Here is a 16,177-nt window from a genome sequence, read left to right as displayed (position 1 = left end):
TATCCATCGGTAAAAACAGTTTGATATTAGGTCCATTCTTATCAATAGTTTTCCTGAATCTCTTGAATAGGTGCTTTTATTTTTATTCTGAACCATCTTTGTAACATACATGGACATAATAACAAACTTACATTTTTTCCTAAGAATTATTATATCTTCTCTACTTAAAATTGCTAGATTTATAATTTTAATGATATTTTTTGTAAAGACTTAAATTCTCTTAATAATTTGCAAATCTGTCGAATTTATGGAATTTCTATACTATAAGTCTTTCTATTTTCTAATATTTTCTTTTTATGGAGTTTATTTCCTCCAATTCTATTGATCACAGATTTTACGGTTTCCCTCATCTATGGTTGAAAAAATAGTTATATCTTAGCTTCAATAATTTTAACGAAACAAGCGTAAGCTGTTATTTAGGTATTAGAAAACCGCTAATTTTCAAAGCAACCTTAAATGACAGACTTACGCCCGTGTGATCCTATAGGGGCATGGGCGGAGTCTTTCTGGTTGCTGGGTTCTTAGCGGTACCTCTAATACAAATTGACTTTAGCTCCGTGCCTTTCTTTTTTTTAAAATAAGAGAAATTTTTCGGAGTTATAATATAATACGACATGATCTGTCGCTATGAAGTGATAGCTTTGTTATTAGATGTAAGCCATTACAAAACCACCAATCTAAAATGAAAAAATATGAAACTACTTTATTTTATTTCTCAACATAATATTATAAAATACCGTGATTTTACGGATTGTTTAAAGAAGCAATAGTACCTAAGTTCGCTGCTGGGAAACCGAGACAAATGAGAGAAAAGAAATTATGTCCCTCTAACTTAATTTCTTGTATGCACTGTATAAGAAATTTCCTTTCTTCTTCCGTGTAGGGCTATAAAGCCTAAGGTCTTTGTGACTAAATAAGTAAATCCTGATTTTTTAATCAGGCTATATCACCATTTTTAAAAACAAGCCAATATGAAAACATTCTACCCATCAGGATAAACTTTTCCTGTCGCATAGAGTCATATCAATAAAGGTGAAGTACACCTTATTGAGACTAGTTTTAAACCAAAAAAAAAATTAAAAACAATGAAAAAACTTTATTTCAGTGCATTTACCATATGTACATTTCTAGGCGTTTCCGGCCAAGAATCAGAAGTGATCTGGCAGCGTGATATAAAGTCCAGTACTCAGGATTTTCTAAGCCAGGTTACTACTACCATAGATCAGCAGTACCTGATTACTGGAAGCTCTATTCAGAGCGAAAAATTACAACAAGTTAGTAAACAAAACAATGGTTATGACTTCCATTTGGTTAAACTGAACCAACAGGGAGAAGAAGTCTGGGAAAAATACTTTTCAGGAGAAAATCATGATTATTTATCAGCAACAGTCGCTACACAGGATGGAGGATTTCTGTTGGCGGGAACTTCTTACTCGGGAAAGGGGCTAGATAAAAAAGAAGATTCTAAAGGAGGTTCGGATATCTGGCTCATACGTATCAATGAATTTGGAGATGAATTATGGCAGAAAACTTTAGGAAGTTTATCAGATGAAGAAGTAAGAGCCGTCATTCAAACTACAGATTTAGGATTTTTTATTGCTGGGAATGTTATAACTCTTCGACAAGCTCAGGATTCAAAGGGTTACGGTTCTAAAGATGTACTAATTACAAAAGTAGATAAAGACGGAAAAGAATTATCTCAGCTTATTTTAGGCGGAAAAGGATTAGATGAAGTGCAAAAGATGATTCCAACCCGTGATGGAGGTGCATTACTTGGAGCATACTCCCGAAGCAATGCAGGAGGTACAAAGAATACGGAAAATTATGGAGAAGGAGATTTCTGGGTTATAAAGATCGATAAAAATTTGAAAGTTGAATGGGAAAAAAACCTTGGAGGGAAAGCAGATGATCATATAAGAACATTGGCTGTAGCCTCTTCTGGATATTTGATCGGTGGAGAATCCCGATCTGAGCGGTCAGGAAATAAAACGGTTGGAATTCAAGAAGGAACAGATCTTTGGCTCATTTATTTAAATGAAAAAGGGGAAGAGCAATGGCAGAAATCCTACAATTTTGGGAATCGCGATATAATTATGGGTATGAATGTTCTTCATTCAACAGATGACAAATCTACGAAAGGAATTTTATTAGGTGGTTATACACAAGCTGAGGGAAGAATAGAACAGGATGATGAAACGTTTTGGCTGCTTTATACTGACCAGCATGGGAATGAATCGTGGAGAAAATATATCAAGGGAGAATCTAGGCAAAAAGAAGAAAGACTTTCTGATTTAAAACTGAATAAGGATGGTTCTATTGTACTTGCAGGTACAAGTGCACAAGAGCTTGGAATGGAGAACTGGAAGATTATAAAACTGGGAGATAAACAAGTGAGTGATCTTCTCCCACAATATGATATTAAAATTTACCCTAATCCTGTTTCAGATTTCGCTTACATTGATATAGGTTTTACTTTCAAAACTGCTGAGGTTAAAATTTATGATATGAGCGGTCGAGAACTTCAGAATATTATAACTTCTAATAAAGTCACAAAATTAAATACTCAGAGCTTAATTCAAGGTATCTATTTGGTGACTGTAAAAGCTGACAACAATAAAACAGCAAATGCTAAGCTTATCAAAAAATAATGTCATGAAAAAAAATATAAAATACAAGCTGTTACAATTTACAGGAATATTCATCGGAATTATAATCTCCAATATGTTAAGGGCTCAAACTCCAGAAATTAATTTTGGGGACTTTGCTCATCCTGTGGCGTCTGTATCCTCTTTAGCAGCTTATAACAATACTCCGGCTTCAATAGCCAGTGGTACATCAAATATATCAATCCCTTTGCTTGAGCTGCCTACACGCTCCAAGAATATTTCTTTGCCACTATCACTGGCTTATAATTCTATGAACGTAAAACAGCTGGAACCTGCTGGAGAAACTGGCACAGGTTGGTCTCTCTTTGCCGGAGGAGTAATCTCAAGAGAAATTATAGGCTCCTTAAATGAGGTTCAATACAGTGAAAATCCTCAGAGTAATTCCCCGGAAATTTTTGATGATGTTTACTATTATAATTTACCGGGAGTTTCAGGAAAATTCAAATTTAACAAAAATACGACTACAGGTAGCATTGATATTCAAAGCCTTTCAGCGAATAAAGTAAAAATAACCTATATCAGGGATACCACAGCACTAATTTATTTTACAGTATTAAGTTTTACCATTATAGATGAAAACGGATATCAGTATATCTTTACTGATTATAGTGAAAGTAGTAATACTGATGCTGTTCTGCCGTACAGGTCAGCCTTCTTTTTAAGCCAGATCAAAATGCCAGATAATACGGTTGTTGCAAGCTTTGAATATAGAAAAGATAGCAAGCATGCTTCCTCAGAGCCGAATTCTCCTATTGTCTATCGGAGTTGTAAACTTTCAAAGATAAATGCTGATGGCTTAGGCTCGGTAAGCATAGATTATCAATATGATGAAACAAAGGAAAAAACAATGAATGATCCTTACAGTATATCACAAATTCTGTTGAAAGATACTTGGGGAATTGTAATTTCTGGATATAAATTCATATACAGCTGGATTAAACTTTATCCACCTACCCCCACAGATAATACTGAAGAGATAGGAAGAAGACTTCTTGATAAACTCATAAAGATTAATAAAGATCAGATAGAGTATGAAAAAACAAGTTTTGTATATAATCCTTATCAAGAGACTCTTAATGAGAATAATACATATTTTTGTTATGTTGAGCCTGTTTCCACACCTGGCAATTTCGACTCTTACCAGATGCCGGGATTACTAAAAAGAATTATTTATCCTATGGGTGGAATAGCTGAATATAATTATGAGGCTCATGATTACTTTTTTAATAGAAGTACACCACAGTATCTGGAAAATGCAATGGGCACGGGGAAAATAGTCGATCCATATGTACAGGATTGGGAGCCGTTAGTTCCGGTACTTAATGTAGATACTAATCAGAGTTTACAATATACCCTCACAGTTACAGGATCCCCGGGAGTGACAAAATCAGTAGCATTACAATTTCTTGTTAGTGAATATTATCCACCGGGAATCTGGGTTCCAGATACCCCTGATCCTAATGATCAGCCTGATCCGGGAGGTAATCCTCAACCTGGAGGACATTATCATTTTGATTTGACTTATACGCTGAAAAAAAGTAATGAAGTGATGAGTACATTTTGTATTTCCAATCAAGTGTCTATTTATCAATTATTACCCGGTACTTATACAATAAGTGTTTCAGGAACAGGCGGTAAAGCACAACTCCTAATGTCCCAAATAAAGCTTAAAAATGGACCTTATCCTAACAAGATCAGTACTTATAAGTATGGTCCGAGACTCAAAAATATCAAATATTACACGAGTAATACAGAAACTGTTCCATCGAAAACAGAGCAATATAATTATGGCTCATTCAGTGACCCTATTAGCTCTAGTGGTTATATTTTTAGAAATGAAGCAGAAAGTACTAATAATTTTTTTCCTGGCTATGTGTTGTACAAAAATGTATCTGTAAGTGATGGAGAAAACGGTTTTGTACAGTATTATTTCAAAAATCCGGATGATTATTCAAAAACTTCATATACAGTGGATGGAAACCCTACCAGCTTTTGGCAATATTATCCTATAACAAAATCCGGTGTATTAGAAAAGAAAGAGGTATATAATGCCCAAAACCTTTTATTATCCTCTTTAGAATACGAGACAGAATTTGAGACACTTCAAAATCTTCCTGATCTGAAAATAGGTGCATATGATGGTATTGCAGAAATGTATACTAAGCCTGCTTACATCAAGAATACAAAAATCACTACAAAAAATTTTTCAGGGAATGTCTTTGCAAAGACTATAAGTGAAACAAGTTTTAATCCGGAGAACTTTAAAACAGGTTTTATTAAAGAAACATCTTCTGATGGAATTGTCACAGAAAAATGGATCAGGTATGCAGCAGATAAAAATAAAACACAGATGATGGATGCCAATATTTTTTCAGTTCCGTTGGAAACAGAGATGAAAATAGATGGAAAAGCTACAGCTAAAACAGAAAATTTCTATACTAACTCGGGAAGATTTGATCCAATATCATTAAAGGTCAGCAATACAGATAATGGAAGCAGTAAAACAACTGTAAAATATGAGGTTTATGATAGCTATGGGAATATACGTCAATATATGGTAAATGTTGATGAGAATTCAGGAAATGGATTTCCTATTGTCTTAATCTGGGGATATAACCAAACCATGCCTATTGCAAAAATAGAAGGTGCCAGACTCACAGATATAGGAACCTTAGCAGATGATATTGTTTTAAAATCAAATGCTGACAAAGATGCCTCATCTGAAACAGAACTTGTTAAAGCGTTAGATCTGTTCAGAAGTAATACAGCTTTGAAAAATTTTCAGATTACAACCTATACTTATGATCCTTTAATAGGTGTTACCACTACTACTCCTCCTAATGGTATTCGAGAGATTTATCAGTATGACAAAAACGGGAGACTGAAAACAGTGGCCGATGTAAATGGAAATATTCTAAAGGAATATAAGTACAACAACAAGCCACAACCTTAACATCTTAAATCTAATAGAATGAAAAATATTATATTGTCACTCTCTCTCTTTCTCTCTGTTCTGGGCAAAGCGCAGAGTTTAACTCAGAGTGAGAACTACATCTACAGCAGAATTTATATGGAAGCTGTTACTTCAGAACAGTCTGGAGCTGGGCAGCTCCAGACTGTACAGTATATGGACGGATTGGGAAGGCCTGTTCAGAATATTGCAATAAAAGGATCTCCGTCTGCAAAAGACATTGTAGTTCCTATTGCATATGATTCTTCAGGAAGACAAACTAAATCTTATCTCCCACTACCCGCAGATTCACAGAATGGGGCTTATTTACCAGCAACGAATGGAAATACAGTAAATACCTATTATGGTGTTCCCAACGCCTATTCGGAAGCAGCTTATGAAAAATCTCCATTGGGAAGACCGGAGAAACAGGCAATGCCTGGAACTGAATGGCAGTTAACTGGAACACACGTTCAAAAAATGGAATATGCACTTAATACCGATGGGCAAATTAAGAGATTTCGGGCTGTAACAGTCTGGAATCCGACAGCAGGTATCTATGATGTCTCTCTCCTATCGGGAGCAGATGATGCCTTTACTTCAGGAGGATATTATAAGGCTGGTACATTATTTAAGACCGTTTCAAAAGATGAGGATGGAAATGAAAATCAAATATTTACCAATTCTCGGGGAGTAAAAATAATGCTCCGCCAAATCAATACTAAAATAGATGGCTCTTCTGAGAATCTTGATACCTATTATGTATATGATGACACTGGAAATATATCATTTATAATCCCTCCCAAGGCAGCAGTATCTGGTACTCTAGCACAAATTCAGGCAGTATTAAATACATTATGTTATCAATACAAATATGACCAATACTATAGGCTTGTTGAGAAAAAAGTACCGGGGAAGGATTGGGAATATTTTGTTTTTGATAAACAGAACAGGCAGGTACTTGGACAAGATGGAAATTTAAGAACCACTACGAACAATTTCGGACAAAAGGGCTGGATGTTCACAAAATATGATGCCTTTGGAAGGTCTTTATACTACGGTTTCTTTCCTTCAACTGCTTCAAGAGCAGATATTCAGGCAACCTTGAATAATATTTCGGTTAACGTACTTAATAATGAAAAATCGAGCAATTCACCGTTCGCTCAGAATAATCTCAACATATACTATACTCAGGAAGCTTTTCCTAATGGAAGTTTAACTGTCTTGAAGGTAAATTATTATGATGAGTATCCTGCAGGGGTACCTGATAGGCCTCAACAAATACAAGGAAGTAACACCCTTGCTGCTGTACCATCGAATATTACTGTCAATGGTTTGTCATCTGTAAGAAGTACTAAAATTCTTCCTACGGCATCCATTACAAGAAATATCGAAAATGAAAAATGGACTTCATCGGTACTGTGGTATGATACTTTGGGAAGGGTGATCGGGACCTATGAAGGTAATCATCTGGGTGGTTTTACCCGTACAGAAGCTTTACTGGATTTTTCAGGGAAAACAAAGGAATCCTATACTTTCCATTCAAAAAATACATCTAATACTCAGATTACGGTAAAAGACAGGTTTGTATATAGTCCTCAGAATTTCCTGCTGAAACATTATCAGCAGATTGGATCCAATACGGAAGAGCTTCTTTCTGACTATACCTATAATGATCTGGGACAAATCGTTAATAAGAAAACAGGAAGTACACTTCAGAGCATTGATTATTCTTACAACATCCATGGATGGCTTACCGGGATTAATGGTTCCGATATAAACAGTATGGGAAGTAAGTTATTTGCCTATAGAGTAAAATATAATACTGTTGAGGGAGCAGAAGTACCAAACAACTCTTTTGTTCATCATAGGGTGAAACCGAAATATAACGGAAGTATTGCAGAAACAGACTGGAAAACAGCTTCCGGTGCTAATGAGCCATTAAGAAGATATGGTTATGTATATGATGGGGCATCAAGATTATTGGCAGGATTCTTCCAAACTGCAACCAACCCCTATTCTAAAGAATATAGTGAGGTGATAGGCTATGATACTGGTGGAAATATCATTTCACTGAATAGAACGGGAAGTGCTGTGAATGGTACCGCTGAGGTGATGGACGATCTTACCTATAATTATATAAGTGGTGGAAACCAACTGGAATCTGTTGCCGAATCAGGAAAAGGAAATGCCTTGAGCGGGTATCCGCTTGCCCGGGGAAAAGGAGCTGTGATGAGATATGATGCCAATGGAAACCTTACGCAACATCTGGACAAAAAGTTGGAAAAGATTTCTTATAATTTTCTGAATCTTCCTTCCATAGTTCCTTCTACATCTCAAACTGAGACTCTGAAATATGTTTATTCTTCTGATGGTACTAAAGTACAGATGACAAAGAATGTGGACGTAACAGATTACTTGGGGGCTTTTCAGTACACTGTCAACAGCTCTACAGGAACACAGACTTCCTTTGTGCTGGCTAATGAGGAAGGATACTATGACTTTGTAAATAGCAGGTACGTGTACCAGTATAAAGACCAACTGGGAAATATAAGATTGTCTTATACAAAAGGAAGCGTTGGACAGCCAGTAATTATTGAAGAAAATAATTATTATCCATTTGGATTAAAACATGCTGGTTATAATACAGGAGATACAAGTAATAATAAATTTAAATATCTTTACAATGGTAAAGAATTACAGGGTACTGGTAATCTGGATTATGGCTGGAGACAGTATATGCCGGATCTTGGAAGATGGAATGGTATAGACCAGCTGGCAGAAAGCTATCATTCTACTAATCCTTATGCTTATGTGATGAACAACCCTATTAATATGATGGATCCAGATGGCAGGTATTCAACAGAGCAAATAGTGGATGAAATGTGGAGAGCGACTCCTGAAGGTACAAATTCTTATTGGTTCAGTGATGGTGGAGGATTTACAAGCTATGACGGTGGTCCTAAAGGAGGAAGCGGAGGCGGAAGTCTTGCGTACAACTCTAACGTAAGCTATGGGGGTAATTTCAGTATGGGAGACTGGACGTATGCAATGCCTCCTGTAGTGCTGTCAGGTAATAAGTCCGGTTGGGCAGATCAGTTTAGAAATTATATGAATAAGTATGCTAGTAATGTTCCGGAAATTAGACAGTCTTATTATAATTTCCACCCTTATCAGCCCGATAATACTCTGGAATGGTATAGCTTTGGAGGAAGGGCAAACTGGGGATTGACAACCGCTGCTGCGGGTATAGAAAATTTTGCAGGGCAGGCAAGAGTGACAACTACGGGTTCATCTATTAAATTATATTTACCTAACAGTAACGGAAATGTTTTTATTAGAAATGCATATGCGAAGACAACAGCAATAAGCAAAATTGGAGGTATGCTAGGGAAATTTTCCTTTGGTTTAGGTGTTGCAATGGATGTTAAAGGTATGCAGGTATATAAAAATAATCCTAACTCACCTAATGCTGTACAACCGGCAAAGGCAGGAATAAATACAGTTGTTGGAGCTGTTGGTACATGGGGTGGTTTTGCAGGTGCTATCTATAGTATTTTTTATTTTGGTATTGATGCATTCTATCCTAATGGTTGGAATGGGGTTCATAATGATATTGAAGCAGCTGAAACTAAAGGTAATTATCACATGGACTGGGGAACAATGGCTCCAAATGGTGCATAAAATTTTAATTATGATAAAAAAGCATACTATTATCTTTTTTATAAGATTTATAAATCAATAGAATATACTTCGAAAGAATTTGGAGGAGAATTTATGAGTGATTTTAAAACAAGTTTAGTACTTATTACTTTAGAAATATTTATAATTTTTTCTTTTTCCAACTATTATAATATACTTTTTCACTCTGATTCGGGAATATTCCCAAATAGTATTTGGATGATAATTATTCTCATATTAACTATTATAGATTATTTTATTTTCCACAGTAAAAAACAGTGGAAAAATATTATTAATAAGTTTGATAAACTTACAGAAAATGAAAATAATCGTGGTAATTGGATTGTATTTGGAATAATAGCTCTCGTACTTATCAATTTTACTTTTTCATTTTATCTATATTATCAATCATAAAATGTAATTGGGGCTGTCCAAACTTGTTGGACAGTCTCAATTATTATGATTTGAAAAAAATATATGCAATGCCTCCTGTAGTGCTGTCAGGTAATAAGTCCGGTTGGGCAGATCAGTTTAGAAATTATATGAATAAGTATGCCAGTAATGTTCCCGAAATTAGACAGTCTTATTATAATTTCCACCCTTATAACCAGATAATACTCTGGAATGGTATAGCTTTGGAGGAAGGGCAAACTGGGGATTGGCAGCAGCAGCAAGTTTAGAAAATTTTGCAGGGCAGGCAAAAGTGACAACTACAGGCTCAACCATAAAGTTATACCGCGTTAATGCTAACGGAAATGTTTTTATTAAAAATGCCTACACAAAGACAACAGGATTAAAAGGTATTGGAACTTGGACTGGATATGGTAGTGCAGGCATTGGGCTTGCCTTAGATACCTACGGTATGATTGAATGGTCAAAGGACAGGAATTCTCAAAATGCGGTTCATCCAGCAAAAGCAAGTGTTAATACTTATGTAAGTGCATTAGGAATTTTTGGTGGACCAGCAGGAGCTGCAGTAAGTATATTTTACTATGGTGTAGATTCTTTCTATCCTGGAGGATGGGGAGGTGCAATAAATGATACAGCTCAAAGACAGCAGTCATTTAATAACTTAAATCAAAATAGTGGTTTACCACATCAATATGTATTTCCTTATGGAGCACAAAAGCTTTGATTATGAATATTAAAAAGATTTATTATTATTTTTTCTATAAGATTTATAAAACTATAGAATATACTTCTGATGCATCAGGTGGAAGATTCATGACATCATTTAAAACGGGTGTCGTAATTATTGTCTTGGAATTTTGGTTTACAATTACCATTTAAATTACTATAATATTTTCATTGATAAATCAATTAATTTCTCCAAAGGAATTTATATAATTATTGCATTATTTTTTTCAACTCTATCATATATTACTATTGATTATAATGATAAGTGGAAAAATTATTATGTAGAATTTGATAAACTCCCTAAAAGTAAAAACAATCTCGGTAGTTGGGTTGTTTTTGGAATTTCAGTATTTATAATAATTAGTTTTATATATTCAATCTATTTGATGAGCCAAATAGATTGGAGCCCATATAAATAAGAAATTATAAAGTACTAACTTTGGTTAATGCGCCAAAAGCATTGATAATAAATAGAGTATTGAAAATCAATACTCTATTTTTAATAATATGAATAGAAATTTGAATTGATATTTGGATAGCTGGCACAAATAAAATAGTTTTTTTGAAATATTGAAGATGATATTTTTCAGTATGGGAGACTGGACCTATACAATGCTCCTTATAAATGTTCATGGAAATAGATCTACCTGGAATAATTCTAAAAATTATGGTTACAACAGTTATCTTATGAAGAGTAAGCTCACTGGTGCACTCAGGGAATGGAATTTGCAACAAAATAGAGCTTTTTATTATAGTGAAGTTGCAAGAACAGGAGCAGATAAAGTAGAAAGAAATTTTTATTTAATGTTTGGAGGTGCTTTAGCCGCACCATTTGTGGGATCCTATCTTGCTACACTTGGAGGAGAAACAGCAACTAGTTATCTGCAGGGGGCTTTAATAAGAGGAGTTGCGGATATGACATTACAAAAAACTATAAAAGGAAGCATTGACTGGAAACAAACTGGTATTAATGCATTTATAGGAGGTGGACAAGGCTTAGGAGCTATCAAAGTGAATTGGTTAAATTACGGAGGTAATATGCTTAATAACTTTGGTACTTCATATTATGATGGAGGAAAAAAAGGATTTATGAATGATATTACTGTAAATAGCGCAAAAGCGTTAACTGGTATTTTTGGAATGGGAGTGGGAAATTATAATGGTTTGACAAATGGCTACCTTAGTGGTTATTTGGGTACAACCGTTTTACCTGGAATTTACTTTAATACAACAGATGTTATTATAGAAAATAAAATAAAAAAATGAACAAAATAATCAATAAGAACTTCCATTTTATTCTAATTTCCATAGTCATAGTCGTGATTGGTTATTGGTACTTTAGCTCAGTAAATGGCCTTAGAAATGTATCAAATAGGCAAAAATATACTACAGCATTAGTAGTAAGTGACTGGCATCACAAAAATACCAATGGAATAGGTGTAGACTATGAATATTTTGTAAATAATATAAAATATGCTAATACAATAAATTTAGATTTAAAGAAGGGACAAAAATATCTTTTAGTTTTTGATTCAATAGAACCTCTAAATAATGTTATTTTAGATATTTATCCAATATATAATACTTCCAAAATTCCTTTAAATGGATGGAAAATTAATGAATTACCTATAAAGGTCGATACCACAAAAATTAATAATATAATTTTGGAAAAATAATAAACATTTATTAATAAAATGAAATATGATAAGTAAGAAAAGTTCATTTGTGATAAGTTTGCTTGCATCTTTATCAATATATGCTCAACAAATAAATGAGTATAAATTTCTGGCAAAAGGGCAATATGATAGCAAAATATATGAAAAGTTAGAAAGAAAGGATGGGAATAAAGTTTATGTATGGCACAAAATAGAAGAAACCATAAAGAATAATCCTGGAATAGCATTTACTGAGTTTTATGTACAGATCAATTGTAGTACAAAGATGAGTGTATTAAAAAGCTCTATTACTCATTGGAGAGATGGTGCTGTTCAAAAGTTTGATGATTCTTCAAATAAGGAGGTTCCAATAACAGACTTCACATCTTTTCTTGGGCTTTCATATAAAAATCATTGTGTGAAATAACAATAATTAAATAAATTGAAGCAACATCTAAAAAATAATACTGGTAGATCTACACTGGATTTTGCAAAACAGATTGAAGATGAAGCATTAATAAAGATTCTTTTATCTTAATTTTATGACCCAAAGTATGAGAGCAGAGCATTGAAATTCAATGCTCTGTTTTTTTAAGATGTACAGTAAACTTTGCTAAAAATAAATAAAATGGAGAATATTATTGATAAAACTTATTCTGAAGCAGTAAAAGAATTAGATGAAGAAATTTTAAACGACTGTGATGTCTGGTATAATTATGTTTTAAATTTGCCCAAGGTACAACAAGTTGCTTACACTGTTATCTTCCTTAATTGGCAAATTGAAAATGGAGGATTTCATCAATATTTCTTCAACTCTTATGGGCAATTTGCCTATTTAGCTATTAAAAATTTAAAATTAATAAAGGCACCTCAAAGAGCCGATCTGTTAGATTCTGCAACTCACCTTGTCAACGAGGAATATTTTACAGAAGATAAGTTTAGACATTTAATTTTTAACAGAGAATTCTCAAAAATTGTAGATTTTGACGATTTATTATTCGATCAGCTAAATGAATTGGATGATAAATATTATGAATTGGAAGAAGAAAATGTTAATGATTTATTACAACAATACTTAGATAATTATGAATAATAAATTTGAAATTACAAAAGATTTATTTATAGAATTACTTGAAGAGAAGTAAATATCTAATATATTTTATGTGAAGCTGTCTTTATATAGCATTCTCATTTTTAAAATAATTAATATAATGTATAAACTTATTGAACCAGAAGTAGCCGGAGGCTTAGGTGAACAAACCCAAATAGATAATTCTTTTTTTCCTCCTCTTATTATAAATCTTCATTATGAATTTGAGGGTTGGTTAGGAGATGATATTTTAGAATCTTTTCCATGCTACATAGTAACAGAAAAGCTTAGAACAGGCATAGAACATGAGAAACTCACAGGTATAAGCTTTGATGATGTTATATTATCTCAATCAGAAACTTTTTTAGAGCTACATTCAAATAAGGAACTACCCAACTTCTTTTGGGCTAAAATAAGTGGGGAATCATATAGAGATGACTTTTTTATTACAAAAAAAAATGATTTAGCAATATCTGAAAAAGCTTACTTGCTATTAAAAAATTACAATATAGATCAGGCTGATATTGAAGATTTAGAATAATGCTAAGATTTTAAATTCACTTAGGTAATTGAATGACTCCTGCTTGAGGTATTATGCAGGAGTCTATTTTTCCAATGGAGTCAATTATATTAATACCATTTGCCAGGAAAATTACCCCTGAAATTGGTCGAAGGAAATATTGTTTAAATTCTATAGTTATGGTTCGTTGATTCAGTAAAAACCTTTTACATTCTATGCTCTCATTTTAAAATATCTCACAAATAAGGAATATTTTTTCATCTATTTTCTTTACTGGCTTTAAATCCATCTTTAAATCTTAAAAAATCTTCCGCTTTTTTAGGATTACTTTTCATCCACAATTGCATTATTTGGGTATTTTCGCTCAATATCATCACCTCTTTTTCATCGTAGATTTTTTTCCTTCATCAGCAATTTCTTTTAAAATATCCTGGCGTAATTCACTTTTGGCTTTTATGCTTTCTTTGTACCAATTGCTCGCGAAGTTAATGGAGGTAATCAATACTATAACTGCAATAACAAAAATTCCAATTCCACCCCAAATAAATTTCTTTCCCCGTTTTATATTATTTTGAAAATCATCCAAATAATTACGAGTTTCTTTTGAGAGAACTGTTTCTACCCGAGTTGGAATACTGGCAATGAATTCAGCTCTTTTAGCCCGCTCCAATTTAAAGAGGGATGCAGTTTCATCACAGAGAGATTGTCCTCCTTCCAAACTCATCTGTAAATTATGTAATAAAGTCGTATGGTCTTCAATGGCAAACCTGAGTTCGACATTTTGTTCAATGTTTTCCTTATTTGATTGGATCAACTTTTCTAAAAGCTCCATTCCATTACTGTTAGACACTTTATTTTCATTTTCCATATTTATTTTTTTTATTTTTAATTATTTTCTTAATTTTCGCCTCTTTTCCATAGTTCCTCTTCATCCTGAGGAACATAGGTTGGTTTAAGGAAGTCACCCAATAATACACCTGCATTTTCTATTAAGCTTTCTTTTGGCTCTGCTTTCAAATGAGTAGCATCATCATTTTTTACATTATTTTGACTTAATGAGTTTATCAGATTACTTAAATTAGAATCTATAACAGAAAGAGAGAATCCCATATTTTCCCGGAAAAAGAATCCGTCTTTTTCTTGACTGCTATTAATTTTATTTATCCATATATCTTTAATCTGATTTTTTTGATTGGGTTTAAATTCCCCGTCATATTGGATTTTTACAGAAAATCCTTTTTGCTTAAGATTTTCCCGAAATTCTTCTAAGCTGTAAGCATATTTTTGTGCTTCCCTAACCGCTTTTTTCATTTCAAATAAAGATTTTATTTCATAAATTTTTAACTTATTTGAAATCTCAGATAATTTATAACCGCCTTTGTACTGACGGACTGTTTGAAGGTTTATATCCTTTGTCATTATAATGCGCATTCCCGAAATTCCATCCTTGACATTTGAAGACAATTGAATTTCAAAACCTTTTTTCTTCATTGCTAATATCAGCTCATCAAAATTATCTTCAGACCTCATAGCCTCGGTTAAACTTTTCAACATCTCGGATTTTTTCTTAACTCCAATTTCAATATCAGTCAATAGACCTTTCTCTTTACAAACTTCTCGAACAGCTTCTCCAAATCTTCTTCCGATATCGTGTGATCTGACAGTACATTTTCCCGAACTATCAATTCTATTAACGACAAAGTGAATATGCTTATGTTTCGTACTATTGTGGATATCTAGTCTATATTGATTTCGGTCTGTTGCTCCCACTTTTGTAAGAGCTTTCATCGCAATTTGTGTTAATTCTTCATCCTTTAATTTTCTACCGATCTCATCTGGCTGAGAGATATAACCAGTCAATGCCCATTTCTTCACCTTAGGATTTCGTTCGGCTACAGTTTTCATTTCCTGATACTGTCCTTCTGCAGTATCACTCAAAAGATAATTCGAAGCCACCATTTCTGCTGTTCCTTTATCATTGCCATTATATTCCAAAGCTATTTTTGTGATCGCTCTGGTTGTTGCTGAATTATTCATTTTTCTTAGAATATAAATACTGCTTGATCAGATCAATGATAATTTCAATTTCTTGTAGAATTTCTTTTTTATTTTCAAAAAGATTCCATTCTCGATTTCGCAAAAGATTCGTTATTTTTTTGAAATAAGTTCCATATTGCAGTAATATCTCATCGGTTTGAAATTCGTTAATCTTGAGCTCTTTTTCCATGTACACCATCCGGGCGTAGGTAGATAGTTTAATATTATATTTAATTGCATTTTTTATATTCTCTTCATATTCAAATTCCGTCACTCGAAAAGAAATCACTTTGCTTAAATGAGGGGAATTCTTTTTCTTCAATCCACCCTTTTTACCTAATTCCTGAAAATATTTTTTCTTCTTTTCCTGAGCAATTTTCTTTTCATTTTCATTGGCAATCTCAATTATAAATTCTTTCAAAAAATCTTTTTCCATTATAT

General features: G+C 33.3%; 13 protein-coding genes. 10 read left to right on the top strand and 3 right to left on the bottom strand.

What is annotated here, in order from left to right; all coding sequences use genetic code 11:
- Positions 1-1,085 precede the first annotated feature (1,085 nt).
- The 10 genes from BOQ62_RS05525 (at position 1,086) to BOQ62_RS05480 (ending at position 13,720) form a co-directional block, all read left to right on the top strand.
- Positions 1,086-2,648: a T9SS type A sorting domain-containing protein gene (locus BOQ62_RS05525; RefSeq protein ID WP_129037800.1), complete on the top strand. Its 1,563-nt coding sequence runs from the start codon at positions 1,086-1,088 to the stop codon at positions 2,646-2,648.
- A gap of 4 nt (positions 2,649-2,652) precedes the next feature.
- Positions 2,653-5,619: a hypothetical protein gene (locus tag BOQ62_RS05520; protein ID WP_129037798.1), complete on the top strand. Its 2,967-nt coding sequence runs from the start codon at positions 2,653-2,655 to the stop codon at positions 5,617-5,619.
- 18 nt (positions 5,620-5,637) lie between these two features.
- Complete coding sequence (locus BOQ62_RS05515; RefSeq protein WP_129037796.1) at positions 5,638-9,300, top strand: DUF6443 domain-containing protein; 3,663 nt, start codon at positions 5,638-5,640, stop codon at positions 9,298-9,300.
- A 479-nt stretch (positions 9,301-9,779) separates the two neighbouring features.
- Complete coding sequence (locus tag BOQ62_RS05510) at positions 9,780-9,977, top strand: hypothetical protein (protein WP_129037795.1); 198 nt, start codon at positions 9,780-9,782, stop codon at positions 9,975-9,977.
- Positions 9,956-10,432, top strand: coding sequence for a hypothetical protein (locus tag BOQ62_RS05505; protein WP_129037792.1), 477 nt, complete (start codon positions 9,956-9,958; stop codon positions 10,430-10,432). The genes BOQ62_RS05510 and BOQ62_RS05505 overlap by 22 nt, the downstream gene beginning before the upstream one ends.
- A gap of 593 nt (positions 10,433-11,025) precedes the next feature.
- A complete protein-coding gene (locus BOQ62_RS05500; RefSeq protein ID WP_129037790.1) occupies positions 11,026-11,700 on the top strand; it encodes a hypothetical protein in 675 nt (224 codons plus the stop codon).
- On the top strand, positions 11,697-12,110 hold the full coding sequence (locus BOQ62_RS05495) for a hypothetical protein (RefSeq protein ID WP_129037788.1): 414 nt from the start codon (positions 11,697-11,699) through the stop codon (positions 12,108-12,110). Before BOQ62_RS05500 ends, BOQ62_RS05495 begins: the two co-directional genes overlap by 4 nt.
- Positions 12,111-12,135: 25 nt before the next feature.
- On the top strand, positions 12,136-12,516 hold the full coding sequence (locus BOQ62_RS05490) for a hypothetical protein (RefSeq protein ID WP_129037787.1): 381 nt from the start codon (positions 12,136-12,138) through the stop codon (positions 12,514-12,516).
- Between the two features lie 201 nt (positions 12,517-12,717).
- Positions 12,718-13,182: a DUF4375 domain-containing protein gene (locus BOQ62_RS05485; protein WP_129037784.1), complete on the top strand. Its 465-nt coding sequence runs from the start codon at positions 12,718-12,720 to the stop codon at positions 13,180-13,182.
- Between the two features lie 118 nt (positions 13,183-13,300).
- Positions 13,301-13,720: a hypothetical protein gene (locus BOQ62_RS05480; protein ID WP_129037782.1), complete on the top strand. Its 420-nt coding sequence runs from the start codon at positions 13,301-13,303 to the stop codon at positions 13,718-13,720.
- 352 nt (positions 13,721-14,072) lie between these two features.
- On the opposite strand, the gene BOQ62_RS05475 is transcribed toward BOQ62_RS05480, so the two are convergent.
- The 3 genes from BOQ62_RS05475 to BOQ62_RS05465 are packed head-to-tail and all read right to left on the bottom strand — an operon-like array spanning position 14,073 to position 16,172.
- Complete coding sequence (locus BOQ62_RS05475; protein WP_129037780.1) at positions 14,073-14,567, bottom strand: hypothetical protein; 495 nt, start codon at positions 14,565-14,567, stop codon at positions 14,073-14,075.
- A 29-nt stretch (positions 14,568-14,596) separates the two neighbouring features.
- A complete protein-coding gene (locus tag BOQ62_RS05470) occupies positions 14,597-15,736 on the bottom strand; it encodes a relaxase/mobilization nuclease domain-containing protein (RefSeq protein WP_129037778.1) in 1,140 nt (379 codons plus the stop codon).
- Entirely contained in the window at positions 15,729-16,172 is a 444-nt protein-coding gene (locus tag BOQ62_RS05465; protein WP_129037776.1) for a plasmid mobilization protein, read from the bottom strand. Before BOQ62_RS05465 ends, BOQ62_RS05470 begins: the two co-directional genes overlap by 8 nt.
- Positions 16,173-16,177: the final 5 nt, after the last annotated feature.

It is taken from the genome of Chryseobacterium sp. CH21 (assembly GCF_004119445.1).
Taxonomy (GTDB): domain Bacteria; phylum Bacteroidota; class Bacteroidia; order Flavobacteriales; family Weeksellaceae; genus Chryseobacterium.
This window is presented reverse-complemented; position numbering and strand designations above follow the sequence as displayed.

Excerpts from the sequence above, each read along its gene's own strand:
- BOQ62_RS05485 (WP_129037784.1), top strand. The coding sequence starts at position 12,718 with ATGGAGAATATTATTGATAAAACTTATTCTGAAGCAGTAAAAGAATTA.
- BOQ62_RS05525 (WP_129037800.1), top strand. The coding sequence starts at position 1,086 with ATGAAAAAACTTTATTTCAGTGCATTTACCATATGTACATTTCTAGGC.
- BOQ62_RS05465 (WP_129037776.1), bottom strand. The coding sequence starts at position 16,172 with ATGGAAAAAGATTTTTTGAAAGAATTTATAATTGAGATTGCCAATGAA.
- BOQ62_RS05470 (WP_129037778.1), bottom strand. The coding sequence starts at position 15,736 with ATGAATAATTCAGCAACAACCAGAGCGATCACAAAAATAGCTTTGGAA.
- BOQ62_RS05515 (WP_129037796.1), top strand. The coding sequence starts at position 5,638 with ATGAAAAATATTATATTGTCACTCTCTCTCTTTCTCTCTGTTCTGGGC.
- BOQ62_RS05520 (WP_129037798.1), top strand. The coding sequence starts at position 2,653 with ATGAAAAAAAATATAAAATACAAGCTGTTACAATTTACAGGAATATTC.
- BOQ62_RS05510 (WP_129037795.1), top strand. The coding sequence starts at position 9,780 with ATGCCTCCTGTAGTGCTGTCAGGTAATAAGTCCGGTTGGGCAGATCAG.
- BOQ62_RS05495 (WP_129037788.1), top strand. The coding sequence starts at position 11,697 with ATGAACAAAATAATCAATAAGAACTTCCATTTTATTCTAATTTCCATA.
- BOQ62_RS05500 (WP_129037790.1), top strand. The coding sequence starts at position 11,026 with ATGGGAGACTGGACCTATACAATGCTCCTTATAAATGTTCATGGAAAT.
- BOQ62_RS05475 (WP_129037780.1), bottom strand. The coding sequence starts at position 14,567 with ATGGAAAATGAAAATAAAGTGTCTAACAGTAATGGAATGGAGCTTTTA.
- BOQ62_RS05490 (WP_129037787.1), top strand. The coding sequence starts at position 12,136 with ATGATAAGTAAGAAAAGTTCATTTGTGATAAGTTTGCTTGCATCTTTA.
- BOQ62_RS05480 (WP_129037782.1), top strand. The coding sequence starts at position 13,301 with ATGTATAAACTTATTGAACCAGAAGTAGCCGGAGGCTTAGGTGAACAA.